Source organism: Bacillus sp. N6 (genome assembly GCF_052805735.1).
This window is the reverse complement of record NZ_CM127843.1, coordinates 3172239-3192641: the sequence shown is the minus strand read 5'-3', so window position 1 is coordinate 3192641 and position 20403 is coordinate 3172239. Positions and strand designations below refer to the sequence as shown.

Genomic DNA, 20403 nt, shown 5'->3' with positions numbered 1-20403 from the left:
GAATGTGGCAAAAATACGACCGTTTCGGGCCATTCGTCCAGTAGAGGAAAAAGCAGCACAAGTTGCAGCTTTACCGTATGACGTATTAAATAGTGAAGAGGCAAGGGAAGTTGTAAAAGGGAATCCATATTCTTTCTTGCATGTTGATAAAGCAGAAATTGATTTAGATCCTGAACTGTCACCGTATGATGATCGGGTGTATGAAAAAGCGGGCGACAATTTAAAGCAATTTATACGAGAAGAAGTGTTCATACAAGATGAAGAGCCAGCGCTATATATTTATGAACTGACGATGCAAGGAAGAACGCAGTCAGGCCTTGTCGTTTGTACATCTATTGATGAATACGAAGATGATACAATTAAAAAACATGAAAGAACACGTCATGAAAAAGAGCTAGATCGTATTCGCCACGTAGATGTGTGTGACGCAAATACAGGTCCGATCTTTTTAACGTACCGTACAAAAGGTGAAGTAAAGCATTTAATTAGGAGCTGGAAAGAAGAACATGCGCCAATTTATACATTTACAGCAGAAGATGGTGTTAAGCATGTTGCGTGGAAGATTGCAGATGAAGATGTAATTACGACTTTAGTAAACGCATTTGAAGATATTCCTAATCTTTATATTGCAGATGGGCATCACCGTTCTGCATCAGCTGCAAAAGTAGGACTTATGCGAAGAGAACAATATCCAAATTACACAGGAGAAGAGGAATTTAATTTCTTCTTATCCGTTCTATTCCCTCATGATGAATTATCGATTTGGGACTATAACCGAGTTGTGAAAGATTTAAATGGCTTATCAGAGGAACAGTTTTTAAATCAAATTACGCAGTACTTTTATGTAGAAGAAGCACTTGTTTCTCCGTATAAACCAAATGAGCCAAAAACATTTGGTATGTATGTAAATGAGAAGTGGTATAAGCTCACAGTGAAAGAGGAAACGTTTGATGCGAATGATCTTGTTAGAGGTTTAGATGTATCTATTCTGCAAGACCATTTATTAAGCCAAGTGCTTGAAATACATGATCCGCGTTCTGATTCACGCATTGATTTTGTTGGCGGAATACGGGGGCTAGAAGAATTAGAACGCCTTGTGAACAGCGGCGAATACAAAGCAGCATTCGCATTATATCCGACATCTATGGAAGATTTATTAGCAATCGCAGATGCCGGAGAAGTCATGCCACCGAAATCAACGTGGTTTGAACCGAAACTGCGTAGTGGGTTGTTTGTTCATTCTTTAAAATAAATAGACTTCTTTAGTTAGAAAAACCGAAATGATTTTTAGTTTCGGTTTTTCTTATTTTACAAGTGTTTTTGAGGAGGGGTATGAATGAAATTGCAAGTAGGCGAAAAAATCACCTTTGAACGAACTTTTACGAAAGAGGATGTTGCGTTATTTACAGAAGTATCGAAAGATGAAGGCGTTCATCATGTTACACCAGATGAGCAGGGAAGATTTGTTGTACAAGGGCTATTAACATCAACATTGCCTACAAAAATTGGCGGTGATTATAACGTATTAGCTCGCAAAATGGATTTTGAATTTTTACGTCCTGTTTTTAGCGGCGATACGATTCGTTGTGACGTAACTATTGAACAATTTGAGCCTGATGAAAAAAATCGTACAAAAATTATTGCGACGTTTATATGTAGGAATCAACTTGAAAAGGAAGTTATGAAGGGGAGTTTTTCGGGGATTATTCTTTAATTAGTAAAAAAAGAAATGAATAGGTGGGGGCATGATGTCTCTAGGGCGTAGATTTTTAATTCCCCCATGAAGAAAATTTTATGCATTGCTGAATACTGATAATATACTCTGTTCATTTTTAACTTGAATAAACTCGTCAACAAAAAGGACATTCCTAGTATTACAAGAAATGTCCTTTCCACTAAATTATAAGGTGTTTTGCTGAAATTCAAACTCTAAAATTAGTTTACTAGTTTGACCTGTAAACTGATAATTATAGGATCCTCTCAGGTTTTCTAAGTTACCGGTAGCTTTAATAATTGTTCCTGGGGAATCTAAATTTCCTTTATCAAATATTCCTTGCTCTAGAGCTGTAAATGTTCCTTGTTGCCCCTTATAAATCCCTTCAAAGTGTAAAAATCCAGAAATTTTAGCAGTAGCTAAGTGACCATCATTTATATTTGAGTCTAAATAATATAATAAGTATTCAATAAAAGCCTTTCCTTTTAATTCCCCATCAATATCATATTCGACATGAGCAATATTAATAGGGAAATCTTTTTTATTATCATCGATTGGTTTTTCATCCCACTTACTTACTGTAAATGTTACTTCCATACACGTAAATCCCCCTTTATCATTTGAAAAGTACTAATTCACAGTCATATCTTATAGGAGTGTTTTTATTTATTTGAGCCCTGTCATATCGCCATCTTATTTCAGAATCACCCGCTCCTCCCCATGAAGCACTTACTGTCGCTACGATATCTCCTGGCTGTAATCTCTTTGGCTTTATTAACATATGAATCCCGCTCCTATATAATTTAATGAACTACGGCTATACAAACCGTAGAGTTGAAGAACATTGTACATGACATTAGTTTCTCCGTCTTCAATAAGTTCACCTGCTGTAATTTGAGAATTTAGTATTAGTGCTGAATATAGGAATAATCTACAAATATTTTTGCTAAAATTTATATTTGAAAATCACAGTATGCATCATTGCATGAGGAAAACGGTTGTTATTTTTATAAACTGTAACTATAATGATTACAGGTTGGTCGATACCAATCAAAAAAATAAAATCATCATGAATGGAGATGTTACATATGGGTATGAAAAAAATAATTTTAGCAGGTGCTTTAGGGATCGCAGCATTATCAGGAACAAATGTACCAGGATTAGAACTAACAAAAGCGAGTGCAGCTTCTATTGAATCGAATTTCTCGACGTTAGAAGGACGAGTAGTAGAAGTAGATAACGGTGTGATTGTTGTAAAATCTAAGCAATATGAGGAACCTGTTAGTGTGTATATTGATTCACTTTCAAACGTGAAAGTAGGAGATGAAGTAAAAGCTACTGGATCTATGATGCGTAATTTTACAGAATATATGGTTGCAACTGCAGTTGAAAATACAACAAACAAGTTAGGTATGCACATGAAAGAAGATGGCTCACCTAATTATGTAATTGGAGAAGTATCAAAAGTAGGAACGATGGAAGGTGAGGGAGACGGTGCTACTAAATATGTTGTAGTTGAGTATCCATCGCTAAATGGGAAGAAAGATATTATTGATGTTTTCTTAACAAAGGGACAAGTATTTAATGTGGGTGAGAAAGTGAAAATTGATATGGAGTATGTGGGCTGGGGGGGTATTTCTATTAATTGGAACACAGTTGATCATATTGAAAAAGTTCATGAAGCAAAGACGAACGCTGAAAATAATGATGATGTATGGATTTGGTCTTAATAAGGCGAGTATAAGTCGTTATTTGCAATTTTCTCCAAACAATACATGTAAAAACTAAATGTATCATGCAGTACCCATCAAATTATTATGTGTATAACAATTTGATGGGTACTTTTTGTTTTGTGTTTTTTTGAGAATAACGGATTTCCAATAAGAATATGATGTTAACACTAGAGCGAAGGTGAAAAAATACAAGATTGAAAGAGGTGTTTAAGGGTGGAACAAGATGAGGTTTATTTACGAGCTAAAAAAAGGGTAGAGAATTTAAAAGCTTTTTACATTCATTTAACGGTTTATATACTAGTGAACTTAATGCTTTTTATTATAAATATAAGTTCTGATTCAAGTAAATTATGGTTTTTATATCCACTTGCAGGCTGGGGGATAGGTATCGTTATACACGGTTTGACAACTTTTCCAGTTGGGATATTTGGGAAAGAGTGGGAAGAACGAAAGATTAAAGAATATATGGAGAAAGATAAGTGAATTTATTTCTGAAACGTATGAATATAAAATCCCATATGAATTTCTATGATCACACGCTTGATGCGAAGTCTATTCTATAGCTTCGCTTATTTGCTTTGTATTTGAAATTTGTGCGAGTGAGAGTGTTTATATTCATTTTTTAGGCTGAATTGCATGTGAAATCAAAACTTTAGTTGTAGTACATAATAAATACAGTTATTTTACTTTCTTAATTACAAGTGGATATAGGATAAAGTTGACTTATCATCCTATATTAAAATAAAAATAAACCACTGTTCGATTTGAATATTCCACGATATAATGGTGAGAGTTTATGACAGAATAAATATTTACATAAGAAGTGAGGTACTGTATGAAAAAAAGAACGACAGACATTATTTTTATTATTATCGGTGCATTTCTTTTTGCGTTAGGTGTCAATTTATTTGTTATCCCGAACGAGTTTGGTGAGGGTGGAGTAACAGGTATCACGATTATTACGTACTATTTATTTGAATGGTCACCGGGTTTAGTTAACTTAATTTTAAATGCGATTTTGTTAATAGCCGGTTATAAATTTTTAAATAAGATTACAACAATTTATACAATCATTGCTGTAGTTACAAACTCACTATTTCTTCATTTGACAGAAGGTTGGACGATCGCTTCGGATGAAATGCTCGTAAATGCCATTTTCGGAGGAATATTTATTGGATGCGGGATTGGTCTAATTATTCGCGTTGGCGGAACAACTGCAGGTACTACCATCTTAGCAAGGATGACACATAAATATTTAGGATGGAGCATTAGCTACGGTCTACTGTTCTTCGATTTAATCGTTGCGTTTTCATCTTATTTCATCATTGGTGCAGAAAAACTGATGATAACAATTATTATGTTATATGTAGCAACGAAAGTGATGGAGTTTGTAATTGAAGGTTTAAATCCGAAGAAAGCCATTACGATTATTTCTGATAATCCCAATGAAATTGCCGGGAAGGTAACTACCTTAATGGGCAGAGGGGTTACTGTGTACTCAGGTCATGGCTATTACACGAAAACTCCGAAGGAAATTCTTTATGTTGTTATTAATAAGCAAGAAGTAGTGAAGCTAAAGCGGATTGTTCAAACTACGGATCCGGCGGCGTTCATCGCTATACACGATGTTCGTGATGTGTTCGGAGAAGGATTTGTTGATATTTCGAAGGCTTAAAAATTGTTTTTGATTAAAATAATCTTAATACTAAAACGTGAGAATCTATTTTGAATAATCTTTTTTCAAAATAGATTCTTTTTCTTTTTCTTGCAAAAAATCTAATTGTTTCTTAATGTAGTGATGTAGAAGGATGAACGAGAGAGGGTTTAATGAAGATGATACATATTTTATTAGCTGATGACGATAAACATATTAGAGAGTTGTTGCATTATCATTTACAAAAAGAGGGATTTCAAGTTTTTGAGGCGGAAGATGGAAAGGTAGCGCAAGACGTATTAGAGAAGGAAAATATTCATCTTGCGATCGTAGACATTATGATGCCATTTGTTGATGGCTATACGTTATGTGAAGAAATACGGAAGTATCATGATATTCCTGTTATTTTATTAACTGCGAAAGACCAGTTAGTGGATAAAGAAAAAGGCTTCATTTCTGGTACAGACGATTATATTGTGAAACCATTTGAACCAGCTGAAGTGATTTTCCGTATGAAAGCTTTATTACGTCGTTATCAAATGCTGAGTGCAGATATTATTACGTTGCACGGAACGACAATTGATCGAAAAGGTGTGGAAGTAAAGTGTAACGGTCAAACAATTTTGCTTCCTTTAAAGGAATTTGAGCTATTATCACAACTTGCTAGTTATCCTGGAAGAACATTTTCAAGAGAAGAGCTAATTGAATTAGTATGGGGAATGGATTTTGAAGGGGACGAACGAACGGTTGACGTTCATGTGAAGCGGCTGAGAGATCGTTTCTCAAAACGAACGGATGATTTTCAAATTACGACAGTGCGCGGCCTTGGGTATAAGTTGGAGTTGAAATAAGATGAAATCACTATATTCTAGATTTGTATTTATGACGGTCGGCATTATGCTACTTAGTAGTATTATCGGCTTTTTATTAACGAACGTATATTATCAAGTGAAGTTAAAACCGTATAACAGTGAAAAGATTTTAAAGTATGCTGAAGAAGTTAAATCGTTATATGAAAAGCAAAGTGAAGAAAATCAAGAGGCGTACTTACATTCTATCGCAAAGTTAGGGTATGAAATTTATATTGTCGATGATCAAAAGAATGGAAAGCGTATCGGCAATGCGTTTCGTAAGACGTCTATTAGCGATGCTACTGTTCATAAAGTATTGCAAGGAGAAACGTTTAATGGTGTTTCTACGTATCCAACGCGTCTTTTTATTACAGGATTTTTCGATAATGAATTAATAAATAGTGTTGGTGTACCGGTAAAGCACGGTGATAAACAGTACGCATTATTTATTCGCCCCGACATTCAGAACCAATTTGGCGAAATGCGAATTTTCTTAGCGGTATTACTTGGGTTTATCGTACTATTAAGCATTATCTTTATAGCGATTGCAGCAGGTTATATCGTTCGCCCAATCCGTAAATTTACGAAGGCTACGCAAAAAATTGCGAGTGGGGAATATGAAATTGAATTAGATGTAAAACGAAAAGATGAAATAGGAACGTTATCTACAAGCTTCCAAAAGATGACGAAAAGTATAAAAGAACTAGATGAAATGAGACAAGAATTCGTTTCGAACGTTTCACATGAATTTCAGTCGCCGCTTTCTTCTATACAAGGTTTTTCAAAGACGTTGCAAACAGAAAAGATGAGTGAGGAAGAAAGAAATCATTACTTACAAATTATTGAAGGCGAAAGTAAGCGAATGTCTAGTTTATGTAAACAGTTACTTACACTCGCTTCATTAGATAAGGAGGAAAAGGTTTTACAAATAAAAGACTTTTCCTTACAAAAACAAATTAAAGACGTCATTTTTATGCTTGAATGGAAATGGCGGGAAAAAGATATCGCCGTTGAATTTGATGTGCCAGATATCACTATAAAAGGTGATGAAAACTTACTTCATCAAGTATGGAGTAACATTTTCACGAATAGCATTAAGTTTTCGAACGATGGTGGAACGATTGAGTTTTTCGTGGAAGAGTTAGAGTCTAACGTTATAATTTCTATATCAGACAACGGAATCGGTATGGAGCAAGAAGAAATGGATCGTATTTTTGATCGTTTTTACAAGGTGGATACAGCAAGGGCAAGAAACGTAGAAGGTAGCGGTTTAGGATTGTCGATTGTGCAGAAGATTGTTGAACTACATAAAGGGACCGTTTTGGTATATAGCACGAAAGGGGAAGGGACGACTGTTCGGGTGGAGCTTCCTAAATAGATGAAAGAGGCTGTTTCGGAACGGCCTCTTTTTTGTTCGTTAGTCTATGTGTAAAGTGAAAAGAGTTGTTTTAAAGATGTGAGTAATCCTAATCCATAATTGGACTTGTTTGTAGAATAAGATTAGGAGGAAGTTTATTTGAAAATGTAGAATCTCTACAGAGTTATAAGGATTTTATTGAAAATTTAGCTATTTAGGGAGGAAATTACTTTGAAACGAATTGACTTGTTATTAAACGTACTAGATTCAACATTCGATAAAGAGAGTTGGTATGCACCGTTTAAACATGCTATAGAAGGACTTACAGCTGAACAGGCTATGTGGAAACCAGCTGGAGAGACAACAAATACCATTTGGGAGAATGTTAATCATCTCACTTATTACAAAGAAAGACTTACTGCAAACTTGGAAGGACGTGAATGGACACATAATCTTGACGGTAATGACACCTTTTATCTTACTAAGCAATCTAATAATGATACGGAATGGAAGGAAGTCGTTGAACGCTCTGAAAATGCTCAGCGTAATTTAAGACAGGTGTTAAGTGCAATTTCTGAAAGAGAGCTTGAACAAAATTCACTTGAAGGTAAATTACTGGACATCATGCTTCATGATGCTTATCATACAGGCCAAATTATTCAATTAAGGAAAATGCAGAGGGCATGGCCATCAAAGCGTTAACGGAACCTTTTAGTTGGTGCTATTGTTGAATAAATTTTAGATATTCAAACGACTTTATTGTTATATTTTTAGTGAAGTATTTTACATCCAAAATGAAATAACTATATTTTTAACCCCGTCCCCAATTTAGAACGGGGTTATGTTTGGTTGCTATAAAGCCGCACCTTTCCCGCGTTCTTCCTTAAACCGAAGCTCAAAAGTATCCGCTGTAATTTCATCAGCTTTTGGAAAAGCCCGTAATTTCGGATGAAGTAGCCATACGAGGGAAATGAATAAAATCCCAATGCTAGCAAGCGCGAAAATGAGTTGGCTACTATATACATTCGCAGTGTATCCGCCAATTAAAGAGCCGAGCGGCATAGCAATTGTGCCCATGCTTCGTGTGACTGAATTGATACGCCCAAGATATTGGTTTGGAATTACAATTTGACCAATAGTCGCAAATAATATGTTGGTCGCACCAATTGGTATCCAAGCTAAGCCGAATAAAAAAATGGATAGCCATTGAAACGGTACAACCGTTGAGAGAAACCAAAAGAAAGCGCCAGTCGCAAAGCTAATAATGGAGACACGGCCAACATTATGTTTACCAACCCATGAACTGAATAGTGCTCCAATTAAACAACCGGCGGATATAGCGGCTAAAAAGAAACCATATAATTTTACACCGCCTAAAGAATCAGCGAAAGAAGGGAGTATTGCCATCGTCATACCGATTGAAAAATTAGCGACAACGGAACCAATTAAGAAGACGCCCATTAAGGAACGAAATACGATTGAAAACCCTTCTTTTAAATCAGTAAAATATTGTTTAGTTGAAAGTGTTGTGTCTGGTTCAGTTTGTTTTGGCATTTTTAATGAAAAGAACAAAAGGGCAGTAATCGCGAATGTAAAGGAGTCGATTACATATAAAGTAATGGCGCCAAATAGTGCTACTAATATTCCAGAAAGAGTCGTACAAATTAAATCAATGCCTTGATATGCAAATAAGAAGAGTGAATTTCCTTTTAATAATTGTGTTTTATGCAGTAGAAGTGGTAAAGCTTTTGATTGTGCGGGATAGGCGAATTGTTCAATAAAGGCTACGATTGGCATGATGATGAGTAGTAGGTGGACTGTTAGTAGGTCGAAGTAGTGTGTAATAGGAATGATTAAAATAAGAATGCATTGCAAAACTTGTGTGATGACGAGGGTGTTTTTTATTGACCATCTATCAACGAATGGACCAGTAAGAAATTGTAATGCAGAAGGTAATAACGTAAGGGAACCAGCCAATCCAGAATAAAAAGGATTACCACTTAATTTGTATACGAGCCACATCGCGGCTACATAATACAAACTATCTCCTATGTTGGTGAAAATTCTTCCTAAAAATAATAAGAGGAAATTCCGGTTTTTTAATATGTCCACTTTATCTACTCCTTTATAATAAATTTATTCGGTAAAATAAATTTGACCGTTTATGTAAAAAAAATCGTATTACGATTTTTCTTCTTTTTTAATAAATTGCTGCATTGTTCTCTCAGCGATTTGAAGTGCAGTAGTAGAAATATAATAAGGTTTACTATTCGGATCTTTATCTGCACCTTTTGTGATTTCGTTTAATTCAGCCATTAATTCATAAAACTTTTTTACCCACACTTGAAATTGTTCTGGCGTAGCATCAAATTCCCAGCAGGATGAAACGTAATTCCACTTAGCTGGATCTTCACTTGCATTTCGTAATGTAAAAGCTTCTTCTGGTGCAGCGAGAATTTGGCTTTTCGTTCTTTCTATCATTTGTAAAAAGATTTGGCGACCTGATTCGCTTAATATTTCTAAATGAGGTAATAGATCTGCAGCAGGGGTGAAGCCTTTCGCGACAGATTGATAAAACTTTTGAATAATCCCATTCTTTTCTTCTGTATAAACGATCTCTATAAGACCATTCTTTTCTAATTCTTTTAAATGATAATGAATTTTCGCCCTTGAAATGCCGAATTTCTCAGATAGTAATTGTCCAGTATAAGGACGTTCGCATAGACGTATCATCATTTCGGCACGTAGTGGATCGCTTAATGCTTTTAGTTGGCTATAAGTAGTTAGTGTTAATACGGGCTTCAACATGATCAACTCCTTGAATTAAATTACTCGGTCAATATTATTTGACTGAATTGTATCAAGGATTCTATTTATTTTCAATACTTTCAGAAAATTTATTTTTTTACTCTGTAATCTTCTGTTCATATTCCGTTCATATTTCTTTTTTATGATTAGTGCATAGAAAGAAAGAGGAAGGAGCGAGCGAAATGTTTTTAGCTCTGCGTGAATTAAAACAATCAAAATTAAGATACGGATTAATCGGACTCATTATGGTGTTACTATCATTTTTAGTCCTTGTTATTTCAGGATTAGCAAATGGATTATCATATGATAATGCTTCATCGATTCAAAATATGGAGGCAAATAAGTTCGTTTTAGCAGATGATGCGGAAAATAAATTACTTCGTTCACAAATTAAGAAAGACGATGTAGATAACGTAGTAAATCAAGTGGGCGAGAAAGAGGCAGTTCCATTTCGGGTGAAAGTTTCAACGTATGAAAAGAAAGATAGTTCGAAAAAGGTTGATATCGCTATTTTCTCAAGTGAACGCGATACATTTTTAGAACCGAACATTGTAAAAGGTGAGAAGTTAGGTACAGCAAACAACGAAATGGTTGCTGATGAATCAATTAAAGAAAAAGGAATCGATATTGGGGATACAATTATCGATCCTGTTTCAAAGAAAGAATTTAAAATCGTCGGATTTACGAAAGATCAAATGTTTAGCCATACACCAGTCGTTTATGTAAATGAAGACGTATGGGGCGCTATTTCACAACCAAACCAAAAAGATTATAGTGCAATCGCACTTAATACAGATAAAGAAGTAAAAAATGCACACGTAATTGACAAAAAAGAAGTGCTGCAAAGTATTCCAGGATTTAAAGAAGAGCAAGGAACGTTAACGATGATTATTGCGTTCTTACTTGTAATCGCTGCATTACTAATTGGTGTATTCTTCTACGTCATTACACTGCAAAAAACACAGCAACTAGGTGTATTAAAAGCAATTGGTACGAAGAACTCGTATTTAGCAAATAGCTTAGTCGTGCAAGCGTTATTCTTATCAGTCGTTGCGATGGTAATCAGTATCGTTCTTGTACAAGGGTTAGAACAAATTTTACCAGCAGGTATGCCGTTCTTATTAACAACACCGATGATTGCACAATATGCAGCAATCTTTATCGTAATTAGTATTTTAGGAACACTTATTTCGTTATACCAAGTATTAAAAGTTGATGCATTAGAAGCAATTGGAGGCGGGATGTAATGACTTCATTATTGAAATTAGACAAAGTAAGTAAAGTGTACGGAGAAGGGAATACGGAAGTAACAGCCCTTCATCCGATGTCGCTTGATGTGAAAGCTGGAGAGTTTATCGGCATCGTCGGTCCTTCTGGATCAGGGAAAAGTACATTATTATCAATCGCGGGTGCACTATTATCACCGTCAAAAGGGGATATTTACATTCGTGAGCAAAATATTACGAAGCTATCAGAAAAGGAAATGACAGACATTCGTTTGAAAAAAATCGGCTTCATTTTCCAGTTCGCAAATCTTGTTCCATATTTAAATGTGAAAGAACAATTGCTTTATATTGCAAAGCTTAAAAAAGAAAACAAACAAGAATCGGAAAAGCGTGCGGATCATTTACTAGCAGCATTTGGATTAGGAGAAAGAAAAAATCATTATCCAAATCAACTATCTGGTGGGGAAAAACAAAGGGTAGCAATCGCTCGTGCGTTCATGAACAATCCGGATTTAATATTAGCGGATGAGCCAACGGCGAGCTTAGACTCAAAACGCGCACGTGAAGTTGTTGAAATGATGAAACGTGAAGTGAAAGAGAGCCAAAAAGCAGCGATTATGATTACACATGATGAAAGAATGCTTGATGTATGTGATCGTATATTGACGCTGAGAGATGGACAGTTAATATAAAAAAAGGAAAACCGTACATGTATGTGCGGTTTTCCTTTTTTTAATGGATTTATTTAGAGAATAACGTTTTAATTTTATTACGAGTAAGTAATAAAATCCCGCCTAATACAGATAGCATTCCTAGAGCCATATTGTTTGATTGCTCGCTACCAGCGTTAGGAAGTTCTTTAGCGTTATTGTTTTTAGTACCATTATCTGCTTGCGTTTGTTTAGACTGTGATACTTCATTAATCTTGTTATCAACATTTTGCTTCGTTGTATGTAACTCAGCTAATTTGTCGTCAATTTTTTTCTCAGTATGCTTAAAGTCGTTGATTTTAATATCTAAGTCTTGTTTTTTCTTTGTTAAATCGTCTGAAACAGTTTGTTTCGATTGTTTAATTTCGTTAATTTTATTTAGTAAATCTTCTCTAGCCTTTTGTAATTCAGCTAGTTTGTTTTTTACATCTTGTTTAGCTAGTTCTAAGTTAGCGGAAAGACTGTCTAAATTGCCTTTAATTTTCTTAAGTTCCTCTAACGTGTTACCAGTATTCGGCTTGTTTTCTTTTAGTTCAGCGAGTTTGTCCTCAGCAGTTTGTTTCGCTTTTTTTAACTCAGTTAATTTTTCATCTACTTGTTTTTTAACTTCCTTAAGTTCATTAACCTTTTGATCAATGTTCTCTTTATGTTGCTTGATTTCATTCACTTTTTCATCGACAGTTTGTTTATGTTCTTTAATCTCATTCACTTTGTTATCGATATTTTGCTTATGCTCTTTTACTTCAGCAACTTTATCATCTACTTGTTTTTTATGCTCTTTAATTTCAGCGATTTTATCTTCGGCGATTTGTTTGTCTTGCTGAAGTTTTGCATCTAGTTCTTGTTTATGCTGTTTAACCTCGTTAATTTTTTCATCAGCAACTTGTTTACGTTCATGTAGTTCATTCACCTTAGTATCAACATTTTCCTTAACTTTGTTAAGTTCATTTAATGTTTGATCCACGTTTTCTTTGTGTTGCTGTAATTTCGCATCTAACTCTTGTTTATGTTGCTTAATTTCAGCTAATCGATCTCCCGTACTTTGCTGAGGAGTAGCATCATTTACTTCTGCATGAGCAGAGTTCGCGCCAGCAATCATTGCTAAAGCTAGTGTAGACGCAGCAATTGTTTGTTTTGTTTTCATATTTTTGTACCTCTTTTCTTTCATATGCATGAGCTGTTTTGTGTAAAATTGAGCATATAGAAGTAGATTCTTCCATCATTATATACCATCTGCGCCGTCTAGAGGAAGTATTTGCATAATAATCTATGATTATGTAATTTTTATAGTCTCTTATTTTGGAGTAGGGGAGAACTCTTTAGCAAGATGGACAATTTTTAATATAGTAGAGTTTACATCCTTACTGTTACGAATAACAAACAAATAATCAGCCTCGTTTTCTATAGGATCTACCACATCATCGTGAAGTGATTCAGTTTGTTGTCGATCAAGTACTTCTTTGAAACTAGAATATCCACCTCTAAAAATATTCGTACTTCGCGTGCTTCTAGCCACTCTTTCGTAAAGTACATCATCTGGGATGTCAAAGTGAACTAATATGCGTACATATTCATTCTGTGGAAATAATTCGTTTAGTAAATAGAACCTTCCGTTTTTACTGCGATTGGAGTTACAAATAATAAGGTGTAAATTTGTATGTTCTTTCGCATAATCAACAATGAATTTTGAAAGACTGTGCTTTAGTGTATTTGATCCTTCTGTCGGCTGTAATTTTTCATAATGTGTGTTAATAAATTCAGCTTGGTTGTCTTGGTCCATAATAAAAGAATTAGGTAACTCTTTTTCTAGCTCTTTTGCAAATGTAGTTTTTCCACTGTGTGTTTTTCCTACTGTAATGATGACTAATCTTTTCATGACGCCCTCCATTTGTATTGTTATGAACTGGAATATTCGGTGTAGATCGAAATCTTCCTGCTAGAGATTACACAAATTGTTGGAGCGTAGTAGGCTGAAAACTTGACAAAAAAACTTATTTATGCTATAATTTACCAATGTAAAAATAAGGTGTATAATAGGGTTCTCCTGGCCAGGGGAACCCTATTTTTGTTGTGAACATGAAGGAGAGTGTATGTGCGTGAAACAAGGTGAAGCAAGTGTAACGTCGTTAGTATCAGCTTTCGGAAGGGCGTATCATAGAGGAAATGGACCATTAACCTAAAATTAAAGTAGGGTATGATCCATAATAGTCACCGTATTCTTGTCTTGTTTTATTTTTATAGTATCAAAAATACTTCTTATAGATTCGGATTTGGTTTTATCGTCTATTAAGTTCCAAATAATTTCCAGTTTGTTTATTTGATTCCGAACAAATTCGGCGTCAACATGTTCCTTACATGATGTCAAATCTTTTTTTAATTTCTCTTTTTCATTTAGAAGGGAGTTCATTTTTTCATTGTATTTACTTTTAGTGATATCTCCTTCTATATAGATATCACTCAATCTTTCTATCTTACTATCTAAGTGTTTCAGTTCATACTCTATATCGCTTTTAATATCTCTGGAATCTAGTTTTATTGTAGTATTCTCAAAAGACCTTGAAATGTATTCAGCAAAAGCTTTGTCAACTTGTTCGGCTCTAATTCGCTTTCTGTTAGTGCAATTAATATTTTCTCGTCCGTATACACAGCGATAGTAACGATAATAATAATCGCCGTATTTAGCTCTATCGCCCCTCATTGCCCGTTGACATTCAGGACAAAGTACAATTCCACTAAACGGATAATAAGAAACGCTTCTCGATCTTGTCTGTGCCTTAGTACGTTTCGTTAATATTTTTTGAGTCGTCTTAAATTCTTCTTCACTTATTATAGGCGTGTAACCTTCATTCTTAATCGGAACCCATTTGTTATCAACCTCCATATATCCGCAATAGAAAGGGTTGTGCAGTATTCTTTTTACCGCCGACTGCCCAAACTTATTATTCCGCCTTGTTTTAATACCTTTCCTGTTTAATTCCACGGAAATCTTAAATAGTCCCATGGTCTTGGATAGCTCATATATATAGCGTACCATTTCCGCTTGTTCTTCAACTATTTCAATTGATTTATTACCACTGCATCTATAACCGTATGGTGGATGACCTGTTGAAAAAATGCCGTTTTCTCTCAACTTTCCAAATACATCTTTTATTCTTTCTGAAATCGTCTCACGTTCCCATTGTGCGGTTGTTCCCATCATATTCAATATCATTCGTCCTGTTGCGGTAGTGGTATCTATAGATTCTGTAGCGCTTTTGAAAGCTATTTCATTTTTTTTTATTGTTTCTAACATCTCGTTTAAATCTTTAACTGATCTAGTAAATCTATCTAATTTGTATACAAGTATTACATCGAATTTATCAACATTACTGAACATTCTTTGTAATGCAGGTCGATTTGTATCTTTTCCGCTAAAACCATCATCAACATAATCCTCAACAACTTCCCAACCTTGAGAAGTTGCAAAGGATTCAAGTCTTAATTTCTGATTCTCTAAAGAGAATCCTTTTTCCGCTTGTTCATCTGTAGAGACCCTTCTATATATAGCGCATCTCATTAGAAATCACCAATAACTTTCTTTACACGTCCAATTATCGAAAATAGTGTTTTCCTATCATCTATAATATCTTTTTTATAAATTGAATCTAATGTTATTGAATTACCATCTTTATAAATTCTTCTTATTATAATTTCATTATTTACAGAAACAAGAGCCATATCCCCATTTTCTAAACTTGATGTTTGCATTACTAAAACTTTATGACCTTCAAATATACCAGGCATAGAATTATCTTTTACATTTATATAGAAGAAGTCACCTTCACTAATCCAACTGAAAGGAGTATCAATATATTCAATAGGGTCACTAAATGAAGTGGATCCAAATTCACTCTTTATAGCATCATATACAGGAACCTTTTTAATCCCAATTACTTCAATAGTTTTGGATTCATCTAATTCAACGATTTCAGACTTAGTAACTCCTAATGCATTTGCTATACGTTGTAGGGCAACCATCGGTATTATTGTTTTTCCATTAACATAATTACTTATAGTAGAACGTTTTATACCAGTCTTATCAGATAAGTCAATTTGTCTTAAACCTTTCCTTTTCATTAAGGTTTTAATGTTTTCACTCATTTTTTTAGCCATCATATCATCATTGGCGGTCTTGAAATTTCTAGGCATAGTAAATTTCTCCTTTTGGCATCTATTGTTATTACCTCAGTATTACTTAATTCATTATATAATAGAAAGAACAATAAAATCTATACTTTTCACTCATAAAAATGAACTTTTTACCCAAAAAATTAAATAAATTTGGACAAAAAAGTATTGCATTTGATTTTTTTGCATGGTAAGATTACTCATGTAGCAGAGGTGAACAAGTGTTCGTATCGAGCGAGGTCTGTTTGCATATCTGATATTGGGATATTTGAACATCACTATGTTACAAAAATAATAGAATAGTGGGGGAAGTTCCATGGAGTTAACTTTTAGATTGGCGCGTCAGCGCGTAGGTTTATCATTAAGAGAAGCAGCAAAAGCGGCTGGTATTGGCTATAATACCTTACAAAAGTTAGAAGGCGATACTTCTAAAATTAAAATGGAAATTGCTAAGAAGCTGGCTGACATTTATTATATTGATCCATTCAAGCTTTATTATGGCAAAGAGGAAGATTACATAAAACAAGTGAAAAGCGAGTTTTTAGCAAGGTAACACTTGCACTTGCTGTTAGTGTGCGACAACTTATGTTAGTTTGAAATCCATTTTTATTTAACAAATTAGGATATAATAATTTATATACTAATCACAATTATTCTACCAAACTAAAAGTTATGTAAGGAGTTAGGTACACTGAATGAAAAAATTAATTTTAACAACCGAACAGCAGCAACAATTTTTGAAACCGATCATAAAGTTCATACAAGATAATCCAAATTTATTTAACGAAGGTGGAGAAGACGATGGGAGTCGAAAGATTAAGGGAACGAGTAATAGAGTTAAAGCAAGCTAAAAACAGTTACATTGCTAATCAACGTTTAGTGCAAATGCAAGCAAGGAAGGCGAGAAACGAACCTTTAGAGGTTACGCGAGGTTATGCTAAATCAATGCTTCACTGGCTGGACAAAGAAAGAGAAGTCAATGAAGAGTTGAAGCAAGTAACATTACAATTAAGAAAAATGGAGCGTGTTATTAATGGCTAAGAAGAAACGTCACTGCACTAAACAACCTGAAGTTAAAGTAGTTGAAAAGGTAATTGAAATTCATAAACAACCCACATTACAAGAAGCTTGGGATGTGGGTTGTGATCACCTAGCGGTTGAATATAGAAACAGGGAAATAACGTGGTTTGTTGATTGTGTCGCTGTGCAAGGTCATAGAACAGGTGACATAGTGCTACATAGTGGCGGTATGGGAGCTAAAAAGTTAGTTGTATCATCTGAAAATTACAAAAAGGATTTGATTAGGTAATGAAAAATTTCGAAAAAGAATGCATGCAAGCACGTCTTGATTTAGCTGAACGTCAAATAAATATACGTCTTGAAACAATAGCTAAAAACGAAAAGTTATTCGGAAGTAACTTTCAAGTTAAGGCTGAAGCAGTGCAACTACATTTACTTCTATCAACTATCACTGGTAAACCAAACAAATATATTGAATTCTAGGAGGAAATAAAATGAACTTATATAATTTAACTGGTCAATTTTTAAACATTCAAAACATGATTACTGACGGAGTAGACCCTGAAGTGATTCAAGATACATTAGAAGCGGTTGAAGAAGCTATTGAACAAAAGGCTTTAAACACGGCTTACATCATCAAATCTATTGAGGGAAACGTAGAAACTATTAAAATAGAAGAAAAACGTTTAGCGGCAAGAAGAAGAACTTTAGAAAATAATGCGAAAAACTTACATTCATTCTTAGAACAATCATTAAAAGCGGCTGAAATGGATGAAGTGAAAAACGAAACTCTCACACTTAAATTCAGAACTAACGCACCGTCATTAGACATAGCTGAAGGTGCTCAAATACCGCAAATGTATTACAAGTCAGTTGAACCCTCATTAGATAGAAAGCAATTGCTAGATGCGGTTAAAAAAGGTATTCAAATAGAAGGTGTAACAACAAAACGAACTAAAACATTACAAATTAAATAATTGGAGGAAATGAAAATGACTAAAGAAAAAAATGCGGTTGAAGAAGTCAAACCTGATGAAGTGGGGGTAACAGATGAAGAACTTTATAGCTTCAAAAGAATGTTTGGAATCAATGTAAATGATGTAGTAGAAAAGAAACAAAATTTAACTTATCTTTCATGGGCGTGGGCATGGGCTGAAACCAAAAAAATTGATCAGTTTGCAGTACAAAAAATTCACTGGTTCCCGTATGAAGGAAATCATGATATTCAAGTACCTTATCTTAAAACGCCTAATGGTTATTTTGTTCAAGTATCGGTTACTATTCATGGACATACAGAAACAGAAATGTTACCTGTACTTGATCACAGAAATAAACCTATTGCAAATCCTAACGCGTTTGAACTAAATAAAAATCAGAAACGTTGCCTGGTTAAAGCTATCGCGTTACACGGTTTAGGTCTTTATATATACGCGGGCGAAGACTTACCTGAAGATACAGAAGGCGGCAAAAAGACTATTAGCGAAAAGGCTAATGTAGGTTCTCGTAATGATGATAAGGAGAAGTTAGGGAAAATAGTTTATGCAAAACGAAAAGCATTAGAACAGAAACACGGAAAAACAGAAACAGAAGTTAATGAAGTATTAGCACAAAATATTGTAGGTTGGGTTCCGTATACTAAAGACCCTTCATTATTACAGCAAGCTAAAGACTTATTACAATCCTGGGGAGTGTAAACAATGAAGACAGTTGTAAGAAACTATTCTAATAGAGGTAAATCGAATCCAGCGAATGATAAAGGTTTGCCGTTTGCTGTAACGGGTGCGACAGTTCCGGAACTGATTAAGAAAACTAATGCACTTCTAGAACGCGGGTATGATTTTAAAACACAATTCTATCAAGTTATTGAAACTAGACGTAACGAAAACGTTGGTTTAAATAGAAGACGTTTTAACCAGTCTTCTAGACATAATAGCGATGTTGGAATAAGAACAAGAATGTTAAAAGAACTTATGTATTATGAATGCATGATGATTAAAGTTAATTAATCCAATTCTATTCAACTAAAAAGGAGGAAATACAATGAATGAACTATATTTTAACACTGAATTAGCAAAAGAAGCGAGTTTAACAACGGCTTTATTAGCGGAATACATTAGGGATATTTGTGAGTTAGAAGGGAAAAAGAAGGTAACAATTACCGGTGCAGAATTTGAGGAAGCAATGGGGATTAAACCACTAGCAACTGAAAGGGCATTGAGAAAAGTTAGGGACACGGGCTTGTTTACATATTCTTCACATCCTAATAAAAATCAGTTCTGTTTTAGAATGTGCAAAAAAACTCCTCAAGCTGATAATAATTTGTTGAAGTTTCCTTTAAAGTGTCAATTTTCACCCAAAAGAATGCTGATACTGACAATCCTTCATGAACATGGTGGTTGGATGAATTCTGTTGAAGTAGGCGATGCATCTGAAGGTATTTTTACAAAAGACGCAGCTAATGCGGCACTAAACAGCATGTTTAGAAAAGGCGAGTTGTTAAAACGTGATGCAACAAAAATGAAAAAGGGAAGTGGAATAAGTGGTAAAAGAATTGAGTTCAAAATTGCAGAGGTAACAGCATGAGTAAATATATATGGTTCAGTTCAGTAGTAGCACAGGAAACACTTTCTGTACATGCAGCAATATTATTAGAAAGGTTTCATGAACGTTCGAAGGTTGAAGGTCCTGAAATCGTGATTGATTACAAAGAAAGTATTCTACCTGGAATACCTGAATACATGGACAACAGAATACATTTTAAGAATACTGTTGAGAAGCTTCATGACACTGGATATGGAGTTTTAAAAAAAGGAGCAGGTCAACATAGGAAACCTTCTTTCAAACTCACAAAAGAGCGTGTGAATCCTGACAATAACATTCATGTTGAATACCTTTCTAATAAGGGGATTAAACGTAATTACGTTCATAATCTTTTGTGTGATCTTTACCCTAAAGAAATAGAACTACACGAAGCGGCTTTAGTTAGAATTTTAATAGAAGAATCCCAGGATATTATTTCGGAACAGGGTGTAAGAAAAGCTTTAAGCGCGTTAGTTAGTGACGGTTATTTAACCTTTGAAATGGGAAGTAACAAAGGCGTAGTTTACAAAGACCAGGTAGGGTACAAAGTTTACAAAGAGATTAAAAGCAAGTAAGGAGAATC

26 protein-coding genes and 2 pseudogenes are annotated in these 20403 nt (G+C 34.5%); 20 read left to right on the top strand and 8 right to left on the bottom strand.

The annotated features are described in order from the left end of the window. The first annotated feature begins 4 nt into the window (after positions 1 to 4). Both ACUXVC_RS16435 and ACUXVC_RS16430 read left to right on the top strand, forming a co-directional pair. Entirely contained in the window at positions 5 to 1252 is a 1248-nt protein-coding gene (locus ACUXVC_RS16435; RefSeq protein WP_095690515.1) for a DUF1015 domain-containing protein, read from the top strand. An 84-nt stretch (positions 1253 to 1336) separates the two neighbouring features. Then, positions 1337 to 1714: a MaoC family dehydratase gene (locus ACUXVC_RS16430; RefSeq protein WP_000776360.1), complete on the top strand. Its 378-nt coding sequence runs from the start codon at positions 1337 to 1339 to the stop codon at positions 1712 to 1714. A 186-nt stretch (positions 1715 to 1900) separates the two neighbouring features. Here the strand turns inward: ACUXVC_RS16430 and ACUXVC_RS16425 are convergent, their stop codons facing one another. Continuing rightward, positions 1901 to 2311 (bottom strand): DUF3224 domain-containing protein, encoded by a 411-nt coding sequence (locus ACUXVC_RS16425; RefSeq protein WP_098126793.1) that lies wholly within the window; start codon positions 2309 to 2311, stop codon positions 1901 to 1903. A 79-nt stretch (positions 2312 to 2390) separates the two neighbouring features. Continuing rightward, positions 2391 to 2495 (bottom strand): annotated as a pseudogene (locus ACUXVC_RS16420) (LD-carboxypeptidase); the annotation flags it as partial. Positions 2496 to 2802: 307 nt separating this feature from the next. On the opposite strand from ACUXVC_RS16420, the gene ACUXVC_RS16415 reads away from it, so the two are divergent. The 6 genes from ACUXVC_RS16415 to ACUXVC_RS16390 all read left to right on the top strand — a co-directional run bounded on the left by ACUXVC_RS16415 (position 2803) and on the right by ACUXVC_RS16390 (position 8011). After that, entirely contained in the window at positions 2803 to 3444 is a 642-nt protein-coding gene (locus tag ACUXVC_RS16415) for a hypothetical protein (RefSeq protein ID WP_340783291.1), read from the top strand. Between the two features lie 216 nt (positions 3445 to 3660). Continuing rightward, positions 3661 to 3930, top strand: a complete 270-nt coding sequence (locus tag ACUXVC_RS16410) for a 2TM domain-containing protein (protein ID WP_000434263.1) — start codon at positions 3661 to 3663, stop codon at positions 3928 to 3930. Positions 3931 to 4282: 352 nt separating this feature from the next. Beyond that, entirely contained in the window at positions 4283 to 5122 is an 840-nt protein-coding gene (locus ACUXVC_RS16405) for a YitT family protein (RefSeq protein WP_000747488.1), read from the top strand. Positions 5123 to 5274: 152 nt separating this feature from the next. Beyond that, positions 5275 to 5952 carry a response regulator transcription factor gene (locus ACUXVC_RS16400; RefSeq protein WP_000781973.1) on the top strand — a complete coding sequence of 226 codons (678 nt, stop codon included), beginning with the start codon at positions 5275 to 5277 and terminating at the stop codon, positions 5950 to 5952. 1 nt (position 5953) lies between these two features. Then, entirely contained in the window at positions 5954 to 7330 is a 1377-nt protein-coding gene (locus tag ACUXVC_RS16395; protein WP_000839489.1) for a sensor histidine kinase, read from the top strand. A 210-nt stretch (positions 7331 to 7540) separates the two neighbouring features. Continuing rightward, positions 7541 to 8011, top strand: coding sequence for a DinB family protein (locus ACUXVC_RS16390; RefSeq protein WP_095690518.1), 471 nt, complete (start codon positions 7541 to 7543; stop codon positions 8009 to 8011). Positions 8012 to 8161: 150 nt separating this feature from the next. Here ACUXVC_RS16390 and ACUXVC_RS16385 read toward each other — a convergent pair whose 3' ends face one another. Together ACUXVC_RS16385 and ACUXVC_RS16380 are read right to left on the bottom strand one after the other, a co-directional pair. After that, positions 8162 to 9421 (bottom strand): MFS transporter, encoded by a 1260-nt coding sequence (locus ACUXVC_RS16385; RefSeq protein ID WP_446025757.1) that lies wholly within the window; start codon positions 9419 to 9421, stop codon positions 8162 to 8164. A gap of 69 nt (positions 9422 to 9490) precedes the next feature. Further along, on the bottom strand, positions 9491 to 10114 hold the full coding sequence (locus ACUXVC_RS16380; protein ID WP_024927960.1) for an ArsR/SmtB family transcription factor: 624 nt from the start codon (positions 10112 to 10114) through the stop codon (positions 9491 to 9493). A 185-nt stretch (positions 10115 to 10299) separates the two neighbouring features. On the opposite strand from ACUXVC_RS16380, the gene ACUXVC_RS16375 reads away from it, so the two are divergent. Both ACUXVC_RS16375 and ACUXVC_RS16370 read left to right on the top strand, forming a co-directional pair. Continuing rightward, positions 10300 to 11364, top strand: coding sequence for an ABC transporter permease (locus tag ACUXVC_RS16375; protein ID WP_089171419.1), 1065 nt, complete (start codon positions 10300 to 10302; stop codon positions 11362 to 11364). Further along, positions 11364 to 12035 carry an ABC transporter ATP-binding protein gene (locus tag ACUXVC_RS16370; protein ID WP_016512575.1) on the top strand — a complete coding sequence of 224 codons (672 nt, stop codon included), beginning with the start codon at positions 11364 to 11366 and terminating at the stop codon, positions 12033 to 12035. The genes ACUXVC_RS16375 and ACUXVC_RS16370 overlap by 1 nt, the downstream gene beginning before the upstream one ends. A gap of 49 nt (positions 12036 to 12084) precedes the next feature. On the opposite strand, the gene ACUXVC_RS16365 is transcribed toward ACUXVC_RS16370, so the two are convergent. Both ACUXVC_RS16365 and ACUXVC_RS16360 read right to left on the bottom strand, forming a co-directional pair. Then, positions 12085 to 13197, bottom strand: a complete 1113-nt coding sequence (locus tag ACUXVC_RS16365) for an LPXTG cell wall anchor domain-containing protein (protein ID WP_095690520.1) — start codon at positions 13195 to 13197, stop codon at positions 12085 to 12087. 150 nt (positions 13198 to 13347) lie between these two features. Further along, complete coding sequence (locus ACUXVC_RS16360) at positions 13348 to 13929, bottom strand: ATP-binding protein (protein WP_095690521.1); 582 nt, start codon at positions 13927 to 13929, stop codon at positions 13348 to 13350. Between the two features lie 214 nt (positions 13930 to 14143). Here ACUXVC_RS16360 and ACUXVC_RS16355 point away from each other — a divergent pair. Then, positions 14144 to 14209 (top strand): annotated as a pseudogene (locus ACUXVC_RS16355) (methyltransferase); the annotation flags it as partial. A 26-nt stretch (positions 14210 to 14235) separates the two neighbouring features. On the opposite strand, the gene ACUXVC_RS16350 reads toward ACUXVC_RS16355, so the two are convergent. Both ACUXVC_RS16350 and ACUXVC_RS16345 read right to left on the bottom strand, forming a co-directional pair. Beyond that, positions 14236 to 15609: a recombinase family protein gene (locus ACUXVC_RS16350; RefSeq protein WP_446025756.1), complete on the bottom strand. Its 1374-nt coding sequence runs from the start codon at positions 15607 to 15609 to the stop codon at positions 14236 to 14238. After that, positions 15609 to 16241 carry a LexA family protein gene (locus tag ACUXVC_RS16345; RefSeq protein ID WP_061660419.1) on the bottom strand — a complete coding sequence of 211 codons (633 nt, stop codon included), beginning with the start codon at positions 16239 to 16241 and terminating at the stop codon, positions 15609 to 15611. Before ACUXVC_RS16345 ends, ACUXVC_RS16350 begins: the two co-directional genes overlap by 1 nt. 295 nt (positions 16242 to 16536) lie before the next feature. Between ACUXVC_RS16345 and ACUXVC_RS16340 the strand changes: the two genes are divergently transcribed. The 9 genes from ACUXVC_RS16340 to ACUXVC_RS16300 all read left to right on the top strand — a co-directional run bounded on the left by ACUXVC_RS16340 (position 16537) and on the right by ACUXVC_RS16300 (position 20395). After that, entirely contained in the window at positions 16537 to 16773 is a 237-nt protein-coding gene (locus ACUXVC_RS16340; protein ID WP_042598360.1) for a helix-turn-helix domain-containing protein, read from the top strand. A gap of 248 nt (positions 16774 to 17021) precedes the next feature. After that, positions 17022 to 17261 carry a hypothetical protein gene (locus ACUXVC_RS16335; RefSeq protein ID WP_061660418.1) on the top strand — a complete coding sequence of 80 codons (240 nt, stop codon included), beginning with the start codon at positions 17022 to 17024 and terminating at the stop codon, positions 17259 to 17261. After that, entirely contained in the window at positions 17254 to 17529 is a 276-nt protein-coding gene (locus ACUXVC_RS16330) for a hypothetical protein (RefSeq protein WP_061660417.1), read from the top strand. Before ACUXVC_RS16335 ends, ACUXVC_RS16330 begins: the two co-directional genes overlap by 8 nt. After that, positions 17529 to 17723 (top strand): hypothetical protein, encoded by a 195-nt coding sequence (locus ACUXVC_RS16325; protein ID WP_061660416.1) that lies wholly within the window; start codon positions 17529 to 17531, stop codon positions 17721 to 17723. The genes ACUXVC_RS16330 and ACUXVC_RS16325 overlap by 1 nt, the downstream gene beginning before the upstream one ends. Positions 17724 to 17734: 11 nt before the next feature. Further along, entirely contained in the window at positions 17735 to 18217 is a 483-nt protein-coding gene (locus ACUXVC_RS16320) for a siphovirus Gp157 family protein (RefSeq protein ID WP_061660415.1), read from the top strand. A gap of 15 nt (positions 18218 to 18232) precedes the next feature. Further along, positions 18233 to 18934: a Sak single strand annealing protein gene (locus tag ACUXVC_RS16315; RefSeq protein WP_061660414.1), complete on the top strand. Its 702-nt coding sequence runs from the start codon at positions 18233 to 18235 to the stop codon at positions 18932 to 18934. Positions 18935 to 18937: 3 nt separating this feature from the next. After that, positions 18938 to 19246 carry a hypothetical protein gene (locus ACUXVC_RS16310; protein ID WP_061660413.1) on the top strand — a complete coding sequence of 103 codons (309 nt, stop codon included), beginning with the start codon at positions 18938 to 18940 and terminating at the stop codon, positions 19244 to 19246. Positions 19247 to 19280: 34 nt separating this feature from the next. Then, positions 19281 to 19823 carry a hypothetical protein gene (locus tag ACUXVC_RS16305; protein ID WP_061660412.1) on the top strand — a complete coding sequence of 181 codons (543 nt, stop codon included), beginning with the start codon at positions 19281 to 19283 and terminating at the stop codon, positions 19821 to 19823. Then, positions 19820 to 20395 (top strand): hypothetical protein, encoded by a 576-nt coding sequence (locus tag ACUXVC_RS16300; protein WP_061660411.1) that lies wholly within the window; start codon positions 19820 to 19822, stop codon positions 20393 to 20395. Before ACUXVC_RS16305 ends, ACUXVC_RS16300 begins: the two co-directional genes overlap by 4 nt. Positions 20396 to 20403 lie beyond the last annotated feature (8 nt).